Origin of the sequence: Fictibacillus sp. 23RED33 (assembly GCF_015903925.1) — a bacterium.
Lineage (GTDB): Bacteria > Bacillota > Bacilli > Bacillales > Fictibacillaceae > Fictibacillus > Fictibacillus phosphorivorans.
This window is the reverse complement of sequence record NZ_JACZDX010000003.1, coordinates 181,309-198,253: the sequence shown is the minus strand read 5'-3', so window position 1 is coordinate 198,253 and position 16,945 is coordinate 181,309. Positions and strand designations below refer to the sequence as shown.

The following is a 16,945-nucleotide window of genomic DNA, read 5'->3' as shown; positions in this document are numbered from 1 at the left end:
CATATTGATGGTATGGAGTTAGAAAAAGAAAAGCCGAATACATCTGAGGATTTTTTTAACCGTTCAGAAGTGACCTATGAATGTAACGGAAAAATGCAAACTTTTCATCTTCTTTATGTACGATATTTTGAAGAGAAACTTCAAGAGGAATTAACACATCATGACTTTTGGAAAGATTACTTGAGCTTCTATAAGATAACAGAGATTGCAGCACTCACCGCATTGCTTAAGGACCCTGCATACCAAAAGCGCAAACGGAGCTATATCAACAACTATGAAGAATTTAAAAAACTCTTCATCCAACCAAACGAAGAGTTGCTAAGTTCACATCTCAATACTTTAAAACAAATAACAAAGTAAACAGCCTAAAATTCAATTTAGGCTGTTTTTTTGTTTTTATTTTTTTCTTCCTATGCAAGTGTGAGCTTAATGCTTGCCACATGAGGGGCGCAAAGTGGCATGGATAGTAAGCAACCTGGAGTAGATATCAACTACTTCCATCAACTGAGAAGTTTACTTAAAAACAGAGTAATCTTTTAAGTCACCGTTTTAAAAGGCAATTTAAGGGTAAATTACTAAAAAAGGATATGCAGCCGAAGGAGAGAGATCAATTGCCAAGAATAGCAGCAGTGGAAACAATAAATCCCCCTCATAAACTTTCTCAACATCAAACAATGGATTTTGCAAGAAACCTATTTCAAGACGCGTTTTCAGATATCGAACGTTTGCTCAAAGTATTTCAGAATGGTGAGATCGAGTCACGCTATTTTGCGATGCCTATAGATTGGTTTAAGGAAAAAAGAAGTTTTCAAGAGAAAAATGATTTATACATAGACTTTGCAACAAATTTAGGAGCAGAATGTATCGAAAAGGTCTTGTCTGATCAAAGCCTAAACGTGTCTTATGAAGACATTGATGCCATCTTCTTCATTTCGAGTTCTGGGCTATCCACTCCAAGTATTGAAGCTAGAATCATGAACATTCTCCCATTTTCATCACATACAAAGAGGATTCCCATCTGGGGATTAGGATGTGCTGGTGGTGCATCAGGTTTTTCTAGAGCTTACGATTATTGTAAAGCATATCCAAAATCAAACGTCCTCGTTCTAAGTGTAGAACTTTGTTCACTAACATTTCAGCACGAAGATCTTTCCAAGAGCAATTTAGTAGGCACATCCTTGTTTGCCGATGGAGTTGCTTGTGCGCTAATCTGCGGTGATGAGTCCGATACTGGCAAAATATCAGAAATATCACCTTACATAAAAGATACGATGTCCACATTGAAGCCTCATTCTGAAGATGTGATGGGGTGGGAAGTAAAGGACACAGGTTTGTATGTTGTCTTTTCAAGAGATATTCCAAACGTTATCCGAACGTGGCTCAAACCGAACGTTGATGAGTTCTTAAACCGAAATCAGCTTGTCGGAGAACAGATTAAACATTTCATCGCTCATCCTGGAGGAAAGAAAGTCTTACAAGCATACGTGGATGCGCTCGGGATTCCGTTATCGAAAACAGATATCTCAAGAGATGTATTGAGGGAAAATGGAAATATGTCATCTGCCACTGTTTTCTATGTCTTGAAAAATTTTATGCAAACTGCAAAAGAAGAAGGAGATCTAGGTGTGATGGCCGCTTTAGGGCCAGGTTTTTCTTCTGAACTTCTTTTAGTGGAATGGAGGAAATAGATGAACTGGTTTCTTCTATTTTGGGGTTTTCTTATCATACAGAGATTAGCAGAAGTAAGGATTGCTAAATCTAACGAAAAGAAGCTTTTGAGTAAAGGCGCAGTAGAAGCAGGAAGTGATCACTATAAGTGGATGGTGTCTATGCACGTTGCGTTTTTTGTTGTTTTCTTTTTAGAAGTATACGTGTTTAGCGCACAGCCGCCTAGCTGGTGGATTGTTCCATTTCTTCTGTTTTTAATGGCACAAGTGATTCGTGTATGGGCGATATCGTCTTTAGGAGAGTTTTGGAATACGAAGATTATTCTATTACCTGGTGCGAATGTAGTAGCTAAAGGTCCATATCGTTTTATGAGACATCCCAATTATACGATTGTCTCTTTGGAACTCTTAGTCATGCCACTAATTTTTGGTGCTTATTTTACGGCTATCCTTTTCACTATATTAAATATCTTCATGTTAAGAGTGCGGATACCTGCTGAAGAAAAAGCTCTCATGGAACTGACAGATTACGAAAAAAGCCATGGTCAAAAGCAGCGTTTTTTTCCTTCCCAATAATTAGCGGAAGTAAATCCCATTCATAACCTGTCCTTGTTTGCATAAACTTTTACAAAACACGTAAAGGGCGGGATTATGAATGAAACGAACACTAAAACGAAAACCACTGCTCCTCGTTATGATCTGTATGCTTATCCTTGCTGCATTCCCGCAAGAAGCAAAAGCTGAACCCGGTGTGTCAGCAAATGCTGCTGTGTTGATGGAGCAATCATCTGGAAGAGTATTGTATGGTCGTAATGAACATCGGCCGATGAGAATAGCAAGTATCACGAAGATCATGACCGCTATCCTTGCAATAGAATCAGGAAAGATGAATGATACGGTTACCATTACGGAAGCTGCATCGCGAACAGAAGGATCATCTCTATACTTGAAGCCAGGAGAGAAGATCCCACTAAAAGATTTAGTCTATGGATTGATGCTTCGGTCTGGAAATGATTCTGCAGTTGCAATCGCTGAGCATGTAGGAGGAAGTTTAGATGGCTTTTCCTATTTGATGAATCAAAAAGCAGAAGAGATCGGAATGAAACATACACGTTTTAGGAATCCACATGGACTCGACACACATGAAGATCATTATTCCACCGCTTATGATATGGCCATATTAACGAAGTATGCCATGAACAATGATACGTTTAAAGACGTGTCATCAACGAAGGTTTACAGATCAGAACAAACCGGTGAAAAATGGGATAGAGTGTGGCGGAATAAGAATAAGATGTTAAAGCTTTATGAGTATTCTACTGGCGGCAAAACCGGATATACAAAACGTGCAAAACGAACCTTAGTATCAACTGCAGAAAAAGACGGAATGGAACTGATCGCTGTTACACTAAACGATCCTAACGACTGGGACGATCATCGGAATTTGTTTGAGTGGGGATTTCATTCTTTTAAGATGACAGAGCTGATTAAAGAAGGGGAAATTTCCGGCATCAAAGATAAAGGGTATAAAGGAAAAGTAGAAGCTGCTCGAACGTTCATGTACCCTTTGCAAAAAGAAGAGATGAGACATATCTCTTCTTCCATCCAGTTATATGAGCTTCCAAAATCGGGCAAGTGGGAAAAAGAAAAAGTTCCTAAACCCGTTGGTAGGTATTTCGTAGATTTAAAGGAAACGAGAATTGCTGATCTTCCTCTTTATTATGATGGCAAAGCATTGATCAAACCTGATCAGGGAGGTCTTTGGTCATCATTTAAAAGCATATTCAACAAGTTATTCTTTATAGCTAAGGAAGACAATCGCCTATGGTGAATTACATCTGGGTAGGAATGATGGTAATAGGCTTCATTGTGGCAGGAATCAACGGCACCATGGATAAAGTAAACGAAGCGATTTTTACGAGTGCGAAAGAAGCAGTCACTTTAAGCTTTGGAATGATTAGTATTTTAGTGTTCTGGTTAGGTATTATGAAGATTGCAGAAAAAGGCGGCTTATTGGAAGTATTAGCTGTGTTGTTCCGACCGATCGTTAAACGGCTCTTCCCAGATATTCCAAAGGATCACCCGGCACAAGGGTACATTCTATCGAATATGGCAGCTAACCTGCTTGGACTCGGAAATGCTGCAACACCAATGGGAATTAAAGCGATGGAACAGCTAAAAATATTAAATGGCGGAAAAAATGAAGCCAGCCGGTCGATGATAACGCTTCTTGCGATAAATACATCAAGCATAACGCTCATCCCCACTACGATCATCGCGATCAGGATGAGCTATAACTCGGCTTCGCCGACTGATATTGTTGCGCCGACATTGATCGCGACTGCGATTTCAACGGTGGGTGCTATATTAATAGATCGATATTATTATTACCGCTCTTTACCTAAGGGAGGGAAATAGATGTCGATCGTTCAATCCTTTTCCATATGGTTTATCCCATTTTTGATCGGTTTTATCCTTTTATATGGCACTTATAAAAAAGTGCCAACTTATGAGACTTTTGTAGAAGGTGGAAAAGAAGGTTTCTCGATTGCGATTAACATTATCCCTTTTTTAGTCGGTATGCTTGTTGCCATTTCGGTATTTCGCGCATCTGGAGCTTTGGATTATGTCATGATGGCGATGCGTCCGCTATTTTCATTGTTTCATATTCCAGCAGAGGTGGTTCCGCTAGGGCTTATGAGGACGATTTCAGGAACTGGCGCTCTTGGGATGACATCAGATTTAATTGCAACACACGGTCCTGATTCGTTTATCGGAAGACTTGCTTCTACGATACAAGGAAGTACCGATACAACGTTTTATGTACTGACTGTTTATTTTGGAGCGGTTGGTATAAAAAAGATGAAATACGCGTTAAAAGTAGGATTATTAGCCGATCTGATCGGATTTTTAGCATCTATAGCTGTAATCTCTCTATTGTTTTATTCATAATTCGACAAAAAAGAGCCGTTATGGCTCTTTTTTACGTTTACTGAGGTTGAGAATTACGAATAATGAAGGTATGATGAGACATGAGGTGAAATCATGGAACGATTGCAAAAAGTAATTGCCCAAAGCGGCGTAACTTCCAGAAGAAAAGCGGAAGAGTTAATTCGTGAAGGCAAAGTGAAAGTGAACGGAAATGTAGTGACCGAACTCGGCACAAAAGTAGGTACAAAAGATAAGATTGAAGTGAATGAGATTCAAATTCAACGGGAACAACCCGTTTATTTTTTGATGTATAAACCTTCTGGTGTGATTACGGCGGTTTCTGATGATAAGGGAAGAAAAGTAGTAGCTGATTATTTTAGAGATATTATCGAACAGCGTGTATTCCCTGTTGGAAGATTGGATTATGATACGACAGGCGCGATCATCATGACAAACGATGGTGAGTTTGCGAACGTACTTATGCATCCACGCTATCAGCTTGATAAAGTGTACATTGCGAAAGTAAAAGGAATTCCTTCAAGAGAGAGAATCAAGCAACTCGAACGAGGAATTCGCTTAGAGGACGGAATGACTGCTCCTGCGAAAGTGAAAGTAACATCGATCGATAAGAAAAAGGGAACTGCTATCATCGAGCTTACGATTCATGAAGGAAAGAACCGTCAAGTCAAGCGTATGTTAGAAGCGATCGGATCACCTGTCATGAAATTAAAGCGTGAAAGATACGGCTATTTAGATCTTAAAGGCCTGAATCCTGGTGAGTTCAGAGAACTTACTCCACATGAAATCAAACAGCTAAGAAATCTGGCTGTCACACAAACGTCAAAAAAAAGCCGTAGATAGGCTTTTTTTTCAAGTTATAGTAAAATGGAAGCGGCTTAAAGGAGCGGATGGATGTTGAAAAAAAATAGGTTGTGGTTTCGCTCTGCTCTGCTTGCCATTTTAGTTGTTGCGGTCGGTTACACGATCTACAACAGTATGAATGAAGAGTCAGGTACATACATAAGTAAAGGCGATACGGCTCCAAATTTTGTACTAACCGATCTGAATGGCAAACAAGTAGAGTTAGAAGATTACCGTGGTAAAGGTGTTTTCTTGAATTTCTGGGGAACGTGGTGTAAACCGTGTGAACGAGAGATGCCTTATATGCAACGGCAGTATGAAAAATACAAAGAACAAGGTGTAGAAATATTGGCAGTAAACGTCAGTGAAACGAACGTATCCGTTAAAAATTTTGTTGATCGATATCGTATGAGCTTTCCTGTTCCGATGGACAAGCAAAGAGAAGTAACTAAAGCATTTGGTATAGGACCTATTCCGACTACCATTTTGATTGATAAGAACGGAAAAGTAGTTGAACGGACGAGTGAATCATTATCAGAGAAAAAAATTATTTCCTTTATGGAAAAAATAAAGCCGTAACGGGGTGAAATGATGCAAACGATAACATGTGAATGCGGCCACTCTAACCCATACGGAACAAGTCTTTGTCAAGCCTGCGGTAAACCGTTGAAGCAAGATGTTGAAGTACTATCAAGCATGAGGTATGAAGGAAGTGCTAGACGATCTCAAACCTATAAACAAACGTTTGTGGATAAGATTTGGAACTTCTTTTCGTCAGTTAAAGTCGGAGTTTGGCTCATTGTTATTATTTTAGTAGCAGCGGCAATCGGAACCATTTTTCCGCAGGAAACGTTCATACCTCCTAATGTTGATCCTGCCACTCATTATGAAAGCGAATACGGAACGTTTGGACTTATCTATTATTTGTTAGGGTTTCATAACCTTTATGGATCATGGTGGTTCATTCTTCTTCTAGGAATGCTAGGTCTATCCATCATTATTGCCAGTCTTGATCGTGGTATACCTCTCTATAAAGCATTAAAGACACAAAGAGTCACGCGACATGATCAATTCATGAAGAATCAGCGTTTGTTCTCAAAAAGCAATGATGTCGAACTTGATGAGATCAAGTACACGTTAGAATCTCTGCGTTATAAAGTCCGAGAAGAGGATGGTAACCTTTTTGCGGAAAAGGGACGGTTTTCGAGATGGGGTGCTTATGTAAACCATGTTGGACTGATTATCTTTTTAACTGGTGCGATGCTTCGATTCTTTCCAGGTATGTATGTTGACGATATATTATGGGTTCGAGAAGGGGAGAAAGCTTCTATCCCTGGCACTTCAACCGAAGATGGGCAATATTATCTGGAGAACAATGATTTCATTCTTGAGATGTATGATAAGGAAGAAAAGAAGTTTAATAGTGCGCTAAGCTCTGTTGATGGAGAAGTCGCAAAAAACTATCAAAGTAACGTAACTCTCTATAAAACAAAAGAAAACCATACGATCGGAGCCGAGCCAGAGCTTGTAAAAGTTAAGAATGGTGAAATCCGAGTGAATGAACCGTTTAAGTTCGACTCGTTTGCTCTTTATCAAACGGATTTTAAGCTTAACGAGTTTTACAAGATGAGTTTCGAACTTGAAGAAAAAGCAACGGGTAACAAGTTTGGTAAGTTAACAGTAGATCTTCACGACCCTAAAAAAGAGTATGACCTTGGGAAAGGTTATAAAGTTAAGATTGAAGAATACTTTCCGAACTTCGTCTTAAACGACCAGAACCAGCCATCAACCGTTAATAATTTGCCTGATAATCCAGCGTTTGTTTTCTCCATGTATTCTCCAAAAACACCTGACGGAGAAAAAGCGTTTGTTGGGATTCAGAAAAACATAGATTCTGGTGAGAACCAGTTTAAAATGTCATTCGCTGGTATAGAAACGAAAGATTTAACGGCGCTTACAGTCCGAAAAGACCATACACTTTGGATTATCGCGCTTGGTGGAATCATCTTTATGATAGGTGTTACACAAGGTTTATATTGGAACTATAGAAGAATTTGGATCAAACAAAATGCAGGTGAGGTATGGGCTGCCGCTCATACGAATAAGAACTGGTATGGCTTGAAAAAAGATGTGGAATTTCTGTCTGATAAGACCAATCTCACACCTTTAGAAGAAAAAGAAACAGCTTCAAAGTAATGCTGTTCAAGCGGGAGGGTTAATGATGGCTGAAATCAGCAGTACACTTTTATATAGTGCATTTATTATTTACTTGTTCTCTACTCTATTCTTTGCAATGTCTATTTCAGATAAAAAAGGAAAAGATGCTGTTCATACAAAAAAGTGGGGAAAAATAGGGTTCATAAGTTCATGTGTAGGTTTTGCAGCTCAACTAGGCTATTTTATTACAAGGTGGATGGCAAGTGGACATGCCCCTGTAAGTAACTTGTTTGAGTTCACTACCTTTTTTGGCATGATGATGGTACTTGCATTCATTATTCTATACATCATCTATCGAACGAACGGTCTAGGCGTTTTCGCGATGCCTATAGCTGTTCTTGTTATCGCGTATGCCAGTATGTTTCCAAGAGATATCTCTCCGCTTATTCCTGCCCTTCAAAGTGACTGGCTGAAGATCCATGTTACAACAGCGGCACTCGGAGAGGGAATCCTTGCGATCTCTTTCGTATCAGGACTCATTTATTTAATCCGTACAGTTGATCAGACCGTCTCGTCTAAAAAGACTTTATGGTTAGAGATCATTCTTTACAGTTTGATTGCGGTTGTTGGATTCATCTTTGTTTCAATCGGTTTTAAAGGTGCTGGATATGAAACGACATTTGAAATGATGGATGATAACAATCAGGCAGTTAAAGTCGTCTATGATATGCCTGCCATTGCAGGTCCAAGTAACGGAGAGCAACTGGATGATTCGTTTGGACCACTATTCTCAACGCCATCTTGGATGAACGGTGTTGATGCTTCTGTTAAGTTGAATACGTTCATTTGGTCTCTCTTAGCAGGAGGAATCCTTTATGGCTTACTTCGTCTGATTTTAAGAAAAAGAATAGCAGCAGCTCTTCAGACAAAAGTTAAGATGAAACCAGATCTTCTGGATGAGATCAGCTACCGAGCAGTTGCAATCGGCTTTCCTATCTTTACACTTGGAGCACTAATCTTTGCTATGATATGGGCTCAGCAAGCTTGGTCGAGATTCTGGGGATGGGATCCAAAAGAAGTTTGGGCTCTTATCACGTTCTTGTTCTATGCCGCTTTTCTTCATTTACGACTATCAAGGGGCTGGCACGGAGAAAAGTCTGCATGGCTTTGTGTGCTAGGGTTCTGGATCATCACATTTAACTTGATCGCGGTAAACCTTGTTCTTGTAGGATTGCATTCATACGCTTAATGTTTTTAAAGTCTCTCTTTCATTAGAGAGACTTTTTTAAAAGCGCTCTTGTCTAAACGGTTGTATTTTTAAAATCCTTGTCTTCTTATACAGTTGATTGGAGTGGAAGGTGCGAGACTCCTGCGGGATAGGCGGGCAGGTGAGACACTTAAGAGTGAAACGAACGAATGTGGCTCACCGCCTGCCCCGCGGAAAGCGAGCACCTGAAACGGAAATCAACTACTTTTAAGAAACAACTTTGATACATACTTAAAAGAAAATAGATAGACAGCATGTCCGGTTTGTTTAGTGTACTTGGTTTCATGTATGATAGAGACAGGAAAAAATCTTGTTTAACTGATTTTATGTGGAGGATTGAATATGGATACAGAAGCTAAAATTCTAGTTGTTGATGATGAAGAAAGAATTCGAAAACTATTAACGATGTATCTAGAGCGAGAGAACTACGAAGTTCATGAAGCCGAAAACGGTGAGGATGCGCTACAGATGGCAGTATCCATCAATTTTGATCTCATATTGCTCGACCTTATGCTTCCTGGTATGGATGGCATCGAGGTTTGTGAAAAGTTAAGAGAAAAGAAAGCGACTCCTGTAATCATGTTGACAGCTAAAGGAGAAGAGCTTAATCGCATAGAAGGATTCGAAGCAGGTACGGACGATTACATCGCGAAGCCGTTCAGTCCAAGAGAAGTCATCCTGCGTGTAAAAGCACTGTTGAGAAGGTCGTCACCGACGAAGTTTCTTCAAACTGAAACGGTTGCAAAGAACGTTGTTGTGTTTAAGCACCTTACGATCGATCACGATGCTCACCGTGTAACAGCTGGCGGAAAAGAAGTCAACTTAACACCGAAAGAATATGAGTTGTTGTACTACTTAGCGAAGACTCCAGATAAAGTCTATGCGCGCGAACAATTGCTAAAAGATGTTTGGAACTATGAATTCTTTGGTGATCTTAGAACAGTTGACACACATGTGAAAAGACTTAGAGAAAAGCTTAACAAAGTCTCACCGGATGCAGCATCCATGATCGCGACCGTTTGGGGAGTAGGATATAAATTTGAGGTTGGGAATGAATGATCTGGAGAAGTGTAGTTGGTAAACTTTGGATAACGATACTTTTATTAGTCTCGGTCGTTTTAACCCTGCTCACCATTCTTCTTACGCAGTTTTTTGAATCGTTTTACGATGATCAAGCCAAAGAACAATTAACGAAGATGGCTGATCGAGTGATGTTGATTATGGAAAGCGATGAGAACAAGGAAGAAGCAATACGCATCACAAGTGAAATGGCTGAAGCATATTCCATGTCTATCATGATCATAGACGAAAATCAGGAATCCTTTATGTCTAAGAATTCTTACGATGATGCACCTTATATCCCAGTTTCTGTTTTCAAAGAGAATGATCAGTTATCTACTGTCGCAGAGAGTGAAAAAAAGATCTACGTAAACGGAGATTTTCCCGTTCTGAATAAAAATGATGAGACGATGCAAACGATGATCATCTACGGTGAACCTTATGGATCGGGAGAAAATGCAGGAGCCGTTTACGTCTATCAATCCATCGAGAATGTGGAAAAAACAACGAACCATACAAAGTATCTCATCTTTTTAGCAGCGGGGATCGCGATCATCTTAACTACGATCTTTGCGTTTTTCTTATCTACTCGAATTACGGCACCACTAAGAAGGATGAGAGAAGCAGCGACGTCTGTAGCAAAAGGTGAGTTTGATATGAAAGTGCCGATTTTAACGCATGATGAGATCGGCGAACTTGGCATGACGTTTAACCGTATGGGCAGACAGTTAAAAAACAATATCACAGCATTGAATCAAGAAAAAGAACAGTTAACAAGTGTTTTAAGTTCGATGGCTGATGGTGTGATCACCTTTGATAGAAAAATGAACATACTGGTTACGAATCCTCCTGCTGATCGATTCCTACAGGCATTTTATTACGAATCAGGCATGAAGACAGAGGTCAACGGAAACGTTCCTGAGACGGTCAAACAGCTCTTTGGGCAAGTTGTTGCACTTGAGAGTGAACAGATGACAGAGATCGCGATACAAGGCCGCTCGTGGGTCGTCGTTATGACACCACTGTATGACCAATCTATGATTCGTGGAGCAGTAGCTGTACTTCGTGATATGACAGAAGAACGACGAATGGACAAGCTTAGAGAAGACTTTGTTGCGAACGTTTCACATGAATTAAAGACGCCGATCGCTATGCTGCAAGGATATAGTGAAGCGATCGTAGATGATATTGCAGAATCTGAAGAAGAGAAGAAAGAACTAGCAGGAATCATCTTAGACGAATCGAAACGGATGGGAAGACTTGTTAACGAACTCCTCGATCTTGCAAGATTAGAGGCAGGTCACATGAAGCTTCACTACAGCTCTCTTCCGATCATTCCTTTCGCAGAAAGAATCGTTCGGAAATTTCAAGGGCCTGCTAAAGACAGAGAGATTCAATTAAATCTAGAATTTAAGAAAAATCTCAAAAGTTTGCAAGAGGAGATGGACATCGACCCAGACCGGATTGAGCAAGTCTTAACCAATTTGATCGACAATGCGATTCGTCATACTTCTCAAGGCGGGTTTGTAAATCTTATTGTAGAAGTGAGCGATCAGAACGTGAAGTTTTTCGTTAAAGATAATGGAACGGGTATAAAAGAAGAAGATCTGCCATTTGTTTTCGAACGCTTTTATAAAGGGGACAAAGCAAGAACAAGAGGGAAATCAGGTGGAACGGGTCTTGGGCTTGCCATAGCAAGAAACATCGTAGAAGCACATGGTGGTCAGATCAGCGTTCACAGCAAGAATAATGAAGGCACGACATTTTCTTTCGTTATTCCGCGAACGTTGAAATAAATTAGCAATACGTCCCGATTAATCTTGTTTCATAAGGAACAATAGCAGTTTTAAAAAAGGATTTCACAAATTTCTCCAATATGTTTATAATAGGAATTGTGATTTCATAAAATTTCATACGTGTTAAACAGGTGCAGTCCTTTGTTGGACGAGCTTAATAGGGAAAACGGTTAGATGCCGTTGCGGTCCCGCCACTGTAATTGTGAGAATCCTATAATATCGCCACTGTGAAAACGGGAAGGTGTTAGGAGACGATGATCAAGAGCCAGGAGACCTGCCTGTTTGTTACATGACATGACCTACGAGGATAGGGGGGTGTTTAACAGTACCGGGGCCGGTTGCTGTTTTCTGCCTGTATACTATTAATCTCCTTCGTAGCCGAAGGGGATTTTTTTAGTTGCGTGAAGTAAATTTAGTATCAAACAAAGTGTTTTTATAACAGAAAGAGGTTAATCATGAAGAAATTACTTTTAGTATTAGCAACAATGATGATGATGTTGGTGGGCTGTGGAACGACTGAAACGAAAGAAAAAGCTGATCAGCCGAAACAAGAAGAAACGAAGAAAGAACAAGTAACGGTTCAGATTACAAAAGATAACGGCAAAGAAAAAGTTAAGGAAAAGAAAATCGATATCGCAAAAGATGTGACGATCATGGACGTGATGCAAGATAACTTTAAGATTGAGACACAATACGATGGTGCTTTTATAAGCAGTATTGAAGGAGTGGCTGGAAGCGAACAGGACAAAACATCTTGGTTCTTTTCTGTAAACGGTGAAGAAGCGATGAAGGGTGCTAAGGATATTACGTTAAAACCTGGCGATGTCGTAGAATTTGATCTTCACAAATATGAATAAGCTGACAGTCAAACGAATTACGATCATTGCCTTACTTGCTGCTATATTAACAGTAGGCAGAATCACCTTCTCAATGATACCCAATGTTCAGCCGAATACGACGATACTCATTCTTGCTTCATTCGTACTCGGTCCTGTGCAAGGGTTGTTACTTGCTATATTAAGCACGATAACAACAAATCTTTTTCTAGGGCATGGTCTGTGGACGTTCGGTCAGATGTTTGCCTGGGGATTGATAGCCGTTATGAGCGCATATTTAGGCAAATACAGACATAACATACCTTGGCTGTTGCTCCCGATCTATGCAGGATTCTGTGGCTTTTTGTTTGGTTTCATCATGTCTGTTCTCTTTGGTGGAATCATCATGCAGAAATTCTGGCCGTATTACTTGGCGAGCCTCCCATTTGATCTAAATCATGCGATTGGTAACGTGGTGTTCTTCATCGTACTTTACAAACCACTTCTCTATGTGATGGAAAATTATATTAATAAAGATGGAAGTCAAAAAGCTGCCTTTGAATAGGGAGCTTTTTTAGCTCTCTTAAAGTTTAATGTTGAAAAAAAAACAGAACTTCGTATCATTTGGAAGTTCTGTTTCGTGATATTCTGTATAGAAGCTAACAATTACCCAAAGTTATGATGAAAACACCAAACAATAAGAAGTATACTCACTATTCCCCAAGCTGTGGCACTTACGATCCACCAAATGATGGATTTAGCTTTTGCTGAAGTTTCCTCGTTTTCCATTTTTCCTGTAATAAACGCGAGCTTACTTTCCATATCTTTTTTCATAGAAGTAAGAACAACAAATCCAATTGTTATAAAACCAATCGTGATCCAGAGTAGTATGTCCATATGCTCTACATCCCTTTTGTAGTTATTTTCTTTATCAAACTTCTTTATTCGAGTTCATTATCCTGCCTCATTAGATAAGAATGATGTTTATAGAGCAGATTTAGTAAGTTCCCAAAGCGAAAACTCAACAATGAACTTTAGTTGAGCCTTTTCTTTAAAAACCGGTTCAAAAAGTTGAAAAGCTGAATAGGATGATAAAGTTGATTTACTTTTACCTAGGAGGACAAAATGCGAGACTATCTGAACCGTTTTTTTGCTGTGATTTTTTTGATGATGTGCTTAAGCGTCTTATTTATAGGAGGGAAGTTGGGAGCATAAACACTTGAACGAACAAGGATTTCATGGTACATATGGTAAAACGTTTTAAAAAGGAGATTAATATGCTAACAGATTACCATTCTCATCTCGAAAAAGGGACATTGACGATCGATTATCTAAAACAATTTGTAGACACCGCAAAAGAGAAGGGAATACAAGAGTTTGGGATTTCTGAACACGCTTATCACTTTTATGAAACAAAAAACATCGTATCAAAACCATGGATGGAAGAAAGACGTTTTTACAAGATGGACGATTATGTAAATCTGTTTAAGCGTGCAGATCATTTAGGAATGGACGTCCGCATGTCGATTGAAATGGATTATACGCCGGGACGGCATGCTGAGATGGAAGCATTTATAAAATCCTATCCATTCGATTACGTGGTCGGATCTGTGCATTGGGTCGATGATTTTGGGATAGACCTTGCAGAATACCGAAAAGAATGGGACCGTCGTGATCTTTATGAAACGTATCGTTCGTATTATGATCAAATTGTAACACTTGCAGAATCAAACCTATTTGACATTGTTGGACATATCGATCTAGTCAAGATCTTTAAATATGTTCCGACTGATCAAGAATTTCTTTTAGAACAGTATGAGCGCATTACAGATGCGTTAAAAGACTCAAAAACATGTGTAGAGATCTCATCTGCAGGTCTAAGAAAACCTGTAGGACGAATCTATCCAGAACCTGAACTTCTGTCTCTTTGCTATAAAAAGGGGATACCGATCGTACTCTCTTCAGATGCTCATGAACCGCACCAAGTTGGAGAGAATTATGAGGCGACTATAAAGCTTGCAAAAGAGATCGGTTACAAAAAGCTGATGACTTTTCAAAGTGGGGAGAGAAAAGAAGTAGATTTAGGATAATAAACACATAAAGAAAGCTCTGCAATCTGATATGCTCCCCTAAAGGTAGACAGATTAAAAATAAAAATCTGTTTACTGTAAGGGGAGTATATCATCATGAATTGCAGAGCTTTTTGCTTTTCTATAGATCTAAAGGTTTGCACACAAGAAGATCCTCAATGCTTCTGAGCTCTTTCTGAGTAGATTCTGGAAGTTGCGTGTCAAATGTAAGTACCATCATGGCTTCACCGCCAGCTGATTTTCGTCCAACGTGCATCGTTGCGATATTTATGTTGCGTTCTCCTAAAAAAGCTCCTACTTTTCCGATAATACCTGGTGTGTCACGATGTTCGATGTAAAGAAGAGATCCTTGTGGTACAAAATCAACCGTATACCCGTTCAATTTAATGATTCGGCCACCAAAGCCTTTAACAAGTGTCGCAGAAAGAGTGAACGTTGTGTTCAGACCTGTAACCTTTACATGAATGATATTTGGATAACCATGATCATCTGTCCCATGTTTTTCACCGATTACGATTCCTTGTTCCTTTGCAGCCACCATACTGTTTACATCGTTTACCGGCCGGTCTAATCTTGTTTTTAAGAAGCCACACAAAAAGCTGCGAGTAAGTGATGTTGTATCGGTTTCCGATAATGATCCGCCATAACCGATCGAAATCTCTGAAACAGGTTCTTTAAAGAACTGAGTCGTAAACGAACCAAGAAGATTTGAGAAGTCATAATAAGCAATCAGTTTCTCATACGTATCTTTTGATAGTGAAGGGAAGTTCACCGCGTGTTTTAAAGGTTGATGTAAAAAATGAGATCGGATCTCATCGCTCGCCATGTAAGCTACATTCTTTTGTGCTTGTACGGTGGATGCAGCGATATGAGGTGTAACGATCACTTTAGGATGATCGACTAAAGAGCGGCTAACGGGAGGTTCTTGTTCGAAAACGTCAAGAGCGCAGCCAGATAGATGTTCGTTATCTAAGTAGTGTAGAAGAGCATCCTCATCGATGATGCCTCCACGAGCACAGTTTAAGATAAACGCACCTTTTTTAGCATATTTTAAGTTATCAAGATTTAATAGTTTATGGGTATCTTTTGTAAGCGGGGTATGAACGGTGATAACGTCACTCTGCTGGATTAACGTATCGAGATCAACAGAAGTAACGGATAGTTCTTTTTGTTTTTCTTTCGGAAAATAAGGGTCAAAAACAAGTACGTTCATGGAGAAACTTTTCGCGCGCTTTGCAAGTTCAGAGCCGATTCTACCCATGCCGACGATACCGAGCGTTTTTTGATAGAGTTCTTGGCCCGTATACTTTTTGCGGTTCCATTCACCTTGTTTTACAGATTGATTGGCTTGTGGAATGTTGCGGACTAATGCCATCATCATGGCCCAAGTGTGTTCCGCTGTTGAAATGGTGTTTCCTTCAGGTGCATTTACGACGAGCACACCTCTTTTTGTCGCTGCGTTCAGATCGATATTATCTACTCCAACTCCAGCTCGTGCAATGATTTGAAGTGCGGGCAACTGATTCAATACATCTTCAGTAATCTTTGTAGCACTTCTTACCATGATTCCTTGAATGTTTTCTGGTTGAGTAACTTCATCAAGTTTTCCGAAGATCAGCTCAACACCTTCAAGTTTTACTAACGGTTCAACACCTTCACTCGTTATTCCATCACAGACTAATACGGTTGCTGTCACAGTTCCACCCCTTGTCTATCTTTATGAATAGCATCAATATTTTGATAATTTATCACATTCTGACGATAGGTACAACTATGATTTTTAAGATAGCGGTTTCAAAAATGAAGAAAACTAATTGACAATGAGAATCATCCTTAATAAAATAAATAAAAACCCTCTAATGAAAGAGGGTTCCTGGTAAGATTACAACTATTCGAATTTTAATGCATCACCATCGAATGACTCTTCAGATACTTTGATGGAATCTGTAGGACAGCCTTCGAACGCATCTTGCATATCTTCTAACAATACATCTGGAATTTCAACGATTCCTTGGTTATCGTCTAGAGTTACAAACGCAATTCCTTCATCGTCATAATCGTAAATGTCTGGTGCTGCAGCTCCGCATGCTCCACATGCGATACAAGTTTCTTTGTCAACAATCGTATACTTTGGCATAATGAATACCTCCTAAGGAATTGAAAAAATACCGACTTACATATTTAGCCATTTTAAATTAAGGGTCTACTAATCATATTGTAATAAGTATCCCTCTACATTTCAATAGAAAATTAGGACCTCGTCATATCTTTTATTCCCAATCTTCCTCTTAATATAACACTT

Annotated in this window: 18 protein-coding genes and 1 riboswitch; of the genes, 15 read left to right on the top strand and 3 right to left on the bottom strand. The window is 39.5% G+C overall.

Going from position 1 to position 16,945, the window contains the following annotated elements:
* Window positions 1-12 precede the first annotated feature (12 nt).
* From IHV09_RS12810 to IHV09_RS12745, 14 genes are all read left to right on the top strand, one after another.
* Window positions 13-360 carry a hypothetical protein gene (locus IHV09_RS12810; RefSeq protein WP_370568663.1) on the top strand — a complete coding sequence of 116 codons (348 nt, stop codon included), beginning with the start codon at window positions 13-15 and terminating at the stop codon, window positions 358-360.
* Between the two features lie 251 nt (window positions 361-611).
* A complete protein-coding gene (locus tag IHV09_RS12805) occupies window positions 612-1,688 on the top strand; it encodes a type III polyketide synthase (RefSeq protein WP_197264665.1) in 1,077 nt (358 codons plus the stop codon).
* Window positions 1,689-2,243: an isoprenylcysteine carboxyl methyltransferase family protein gene (locus IHV09_RS12800; RefSeq protein ID WP_197264664.1), complete on the top strand. Its 555-nt coding sequence runs from the start codon at window positions 1,689-1,691 to the stop codon at window positions 2,241-2,243.
* 79 nt (window positions 2,244-2,322) lie between these two features.
* On the top strand, window positions 2,323-3,498 hold the full coding sequence (locus tag IHV09_RS12795) for a D-alanyl-D-alanine carboxypeptidase family protein (RefSeq protein ID WP_197264663.1): 1,176 nt from the start codon (window positions 2,323-2,325) through the stop codon (window positions 3,496-3,498).
* The gene (locus tag IHV09_RS12790; RefSeq protein WP_191753936.1) at window positions 3,492-4,085 is read left to right on the top strand and encodes a nucleoside recognition domain-containing protein; all 594 of its coding nucleotides are present in this window, start codon (window positions 3,492-3,494) and stop codon (window positions 4,083-4,085) included. Before IHV09_RS12795 ends, IHV09_RS12790 begins: the two co-directional genes overlap by 7 nt.
* Window positions 4,086-4,619 (top strand): spore maturation protein, encoded by a 534-nt coding sequence (locus IHV09_RS12785; protein ID WP_066395796.1) that lies wholly within the window; start codon window positions 4,086-4,088, stop codon window positions 4,617-4,619.
* Window positions 4,620-4,712: 93 nt separating this feature from the next.
* Window positions 4,713-5,459 (top strand): pseudouridine synthase, encoded by a 747-nt coding sequence (locus IHV09_RS12780; protein ID WP_197130779.1) that lies wholly within the window; start codon window positions 4,713-4,715, stop codon window positions 5,457-5,459.
* 54 nt (window positions 5,460-5,513) lie between these two features.
* Window positions 5,514-6,038 carry a thiol-disulfide oxidoreductase ResA gene (gene resA, locus IHV09_RS12775; protein WP_305069420.1) on the top strand — a complete coding sequence of 175 codons (525 nt, stop codon included), beginning with the start codon at window positions 5,514-5,516 and terminating at the stop codon, window positions 6,036-6,038.
* 12 nt (window positions 6,039-6,050) lie between these two features.
* The gene (gene resB, locus IHV09_RS12770) at window positions 6,051-7,655 is read left to right on the top strand and encodes a cytochrome c biogenesis protein ResB (protein ID WP_197264662.1); all 1,605 of its coding nucleotides are present in this window, start codon (window positions 6,051-6,053) and stop codon (window positions 7,653-7,655) included.
* A gap of 25 nt (window positions 7,656-7,680) precedes the next feature.
* Entirely contained in the window at window positions 7,681-8,865 is a 1,185-nt protein-coding gene (ccsB, locus tag IHV09_RS12765; protein WP_197130771.1) for a c-type cytochrome biogenesis protein CcsB, read from the top strand.
* A 360-nt stretch (window positions 8,866-9,225) separates the two neighbouring features.
* Entirely contained in the window at window positions 9,226-9,942 is a 717-nt protein-coding gene (locus IHV09_RS12760; RefSeq protein ID WP_066395787.1) for a response regulator transcription factor, read from the top strand.
* A complete protein-coding gene (locus IHV09_RS12755; RefSeq protein ID WP_197130767.1) occupies window positions 9,939-11,738 on the top strand; it encodes an ATP-binding protein in 1,800 nt (599 codons plus the stop codon). The genes IHV09_RS12760 and IHV09_RS12755 overlap by 4 nt, the downstream gene beginning before the upstream one ends.
* A gap of 112 nt (window positions 11,739-11,850) precedes the next feature.
* Window positions 11,851-12,034, top strand: a riboswitch (cobalamin riboswitch).
* A 159-nt stretch (window positions 12,035-12,193) separates the two neighbouring features.
* On the top strand, window positions 12,194-12,595 hold the full coding sequence (locus IHV09_RS12750; protein ID WP_197191535.1) for a DUF4430 domain-containing protein: 402 nt from the start codon (window positions 12,194-12,196) through the stop codon (window positions 12,593-12,595).
* On the top strand, window positions 12,588-13,118 hold the full coding sequence (locus IHV09_RS12745; RefSeq protein ID WP_197130761.1) for an ECF transporter S component: 531 nt from the start codon (window positions 12,588-12,590) through the stop codon (window positions 13,116-13,118). The genes IHV09_RS12750 and IHV09_RS12745 overlap by 8 nt, the downstream gene beginning before the upstream one ends.
* A gap of 101 nt (window positions 13,119-13,219) precedes the next feature.
* Here IHV09_RS12745 and IHV09_RS12740 read toward each other — a convergent pair whose 3' ends face one another.
* Complete coding sequence (locus tag IHV09_RS12740) at window positions 13,220-13,450, bottom strand: hypothetical protein (RefSeq protein ID WP_197191536.1); 231 nt, start codon at window positions 13,448-13,450, stop codon at window positions 13,220-13,222.
* A gap of 380 nt (window positions 13,451-13,830) precedes the next feature.
* Between IHV09_RS12740 and IHV09_RS12735 the strand changes: the two genes are divergently transcribed.
* The gene (locus tag IHV09_RS12735) at window positions 13,831-14,643 is read left to right on the top strand and encodes a histidinol-phosphatase (RefSeq protein ID WP_197264661.1); all 813 of its coding nucleotides are present in this window, start codon (window positions 13,831-13,833) and stop codon (window positions 14,641-14,643) included.
* Window positions 14,644-14,764: 121 nt separating this feature from the next.
* Here the strand turns inward: IHV09_RS12735 and serA are convergent, their stop codons facing one another.
* Together serA and IHV09_RS12725 are read right to left on the bottom strand one after the other, a co-directional pair.
* Window positions 14,765-16,339: a phosphoglycerate dehydrogenase gene (serA, locus tag IHV09_RS12730; RefSeq protein WP_197191538.1), complete on the bottom strand. Its 1,575-nt coding sequence runs from the start codon at window positions 16,337-16,339 to the stop codon at window positions 14,765-14,767.
* A gap of 192 nt (window positions 16,340-16,531) precedes the next feature.
* Entirely contained in the window at window positions 16,532-16,780 is a 249-nt protein-coding gene (locus tag IHV09_RS12725; RefSeq protein WP_137789014.1) for a ferredoxin, read from the bottom strand.
* Window positions 16,781-16,945: the final 165 nt, after the last annotated feature.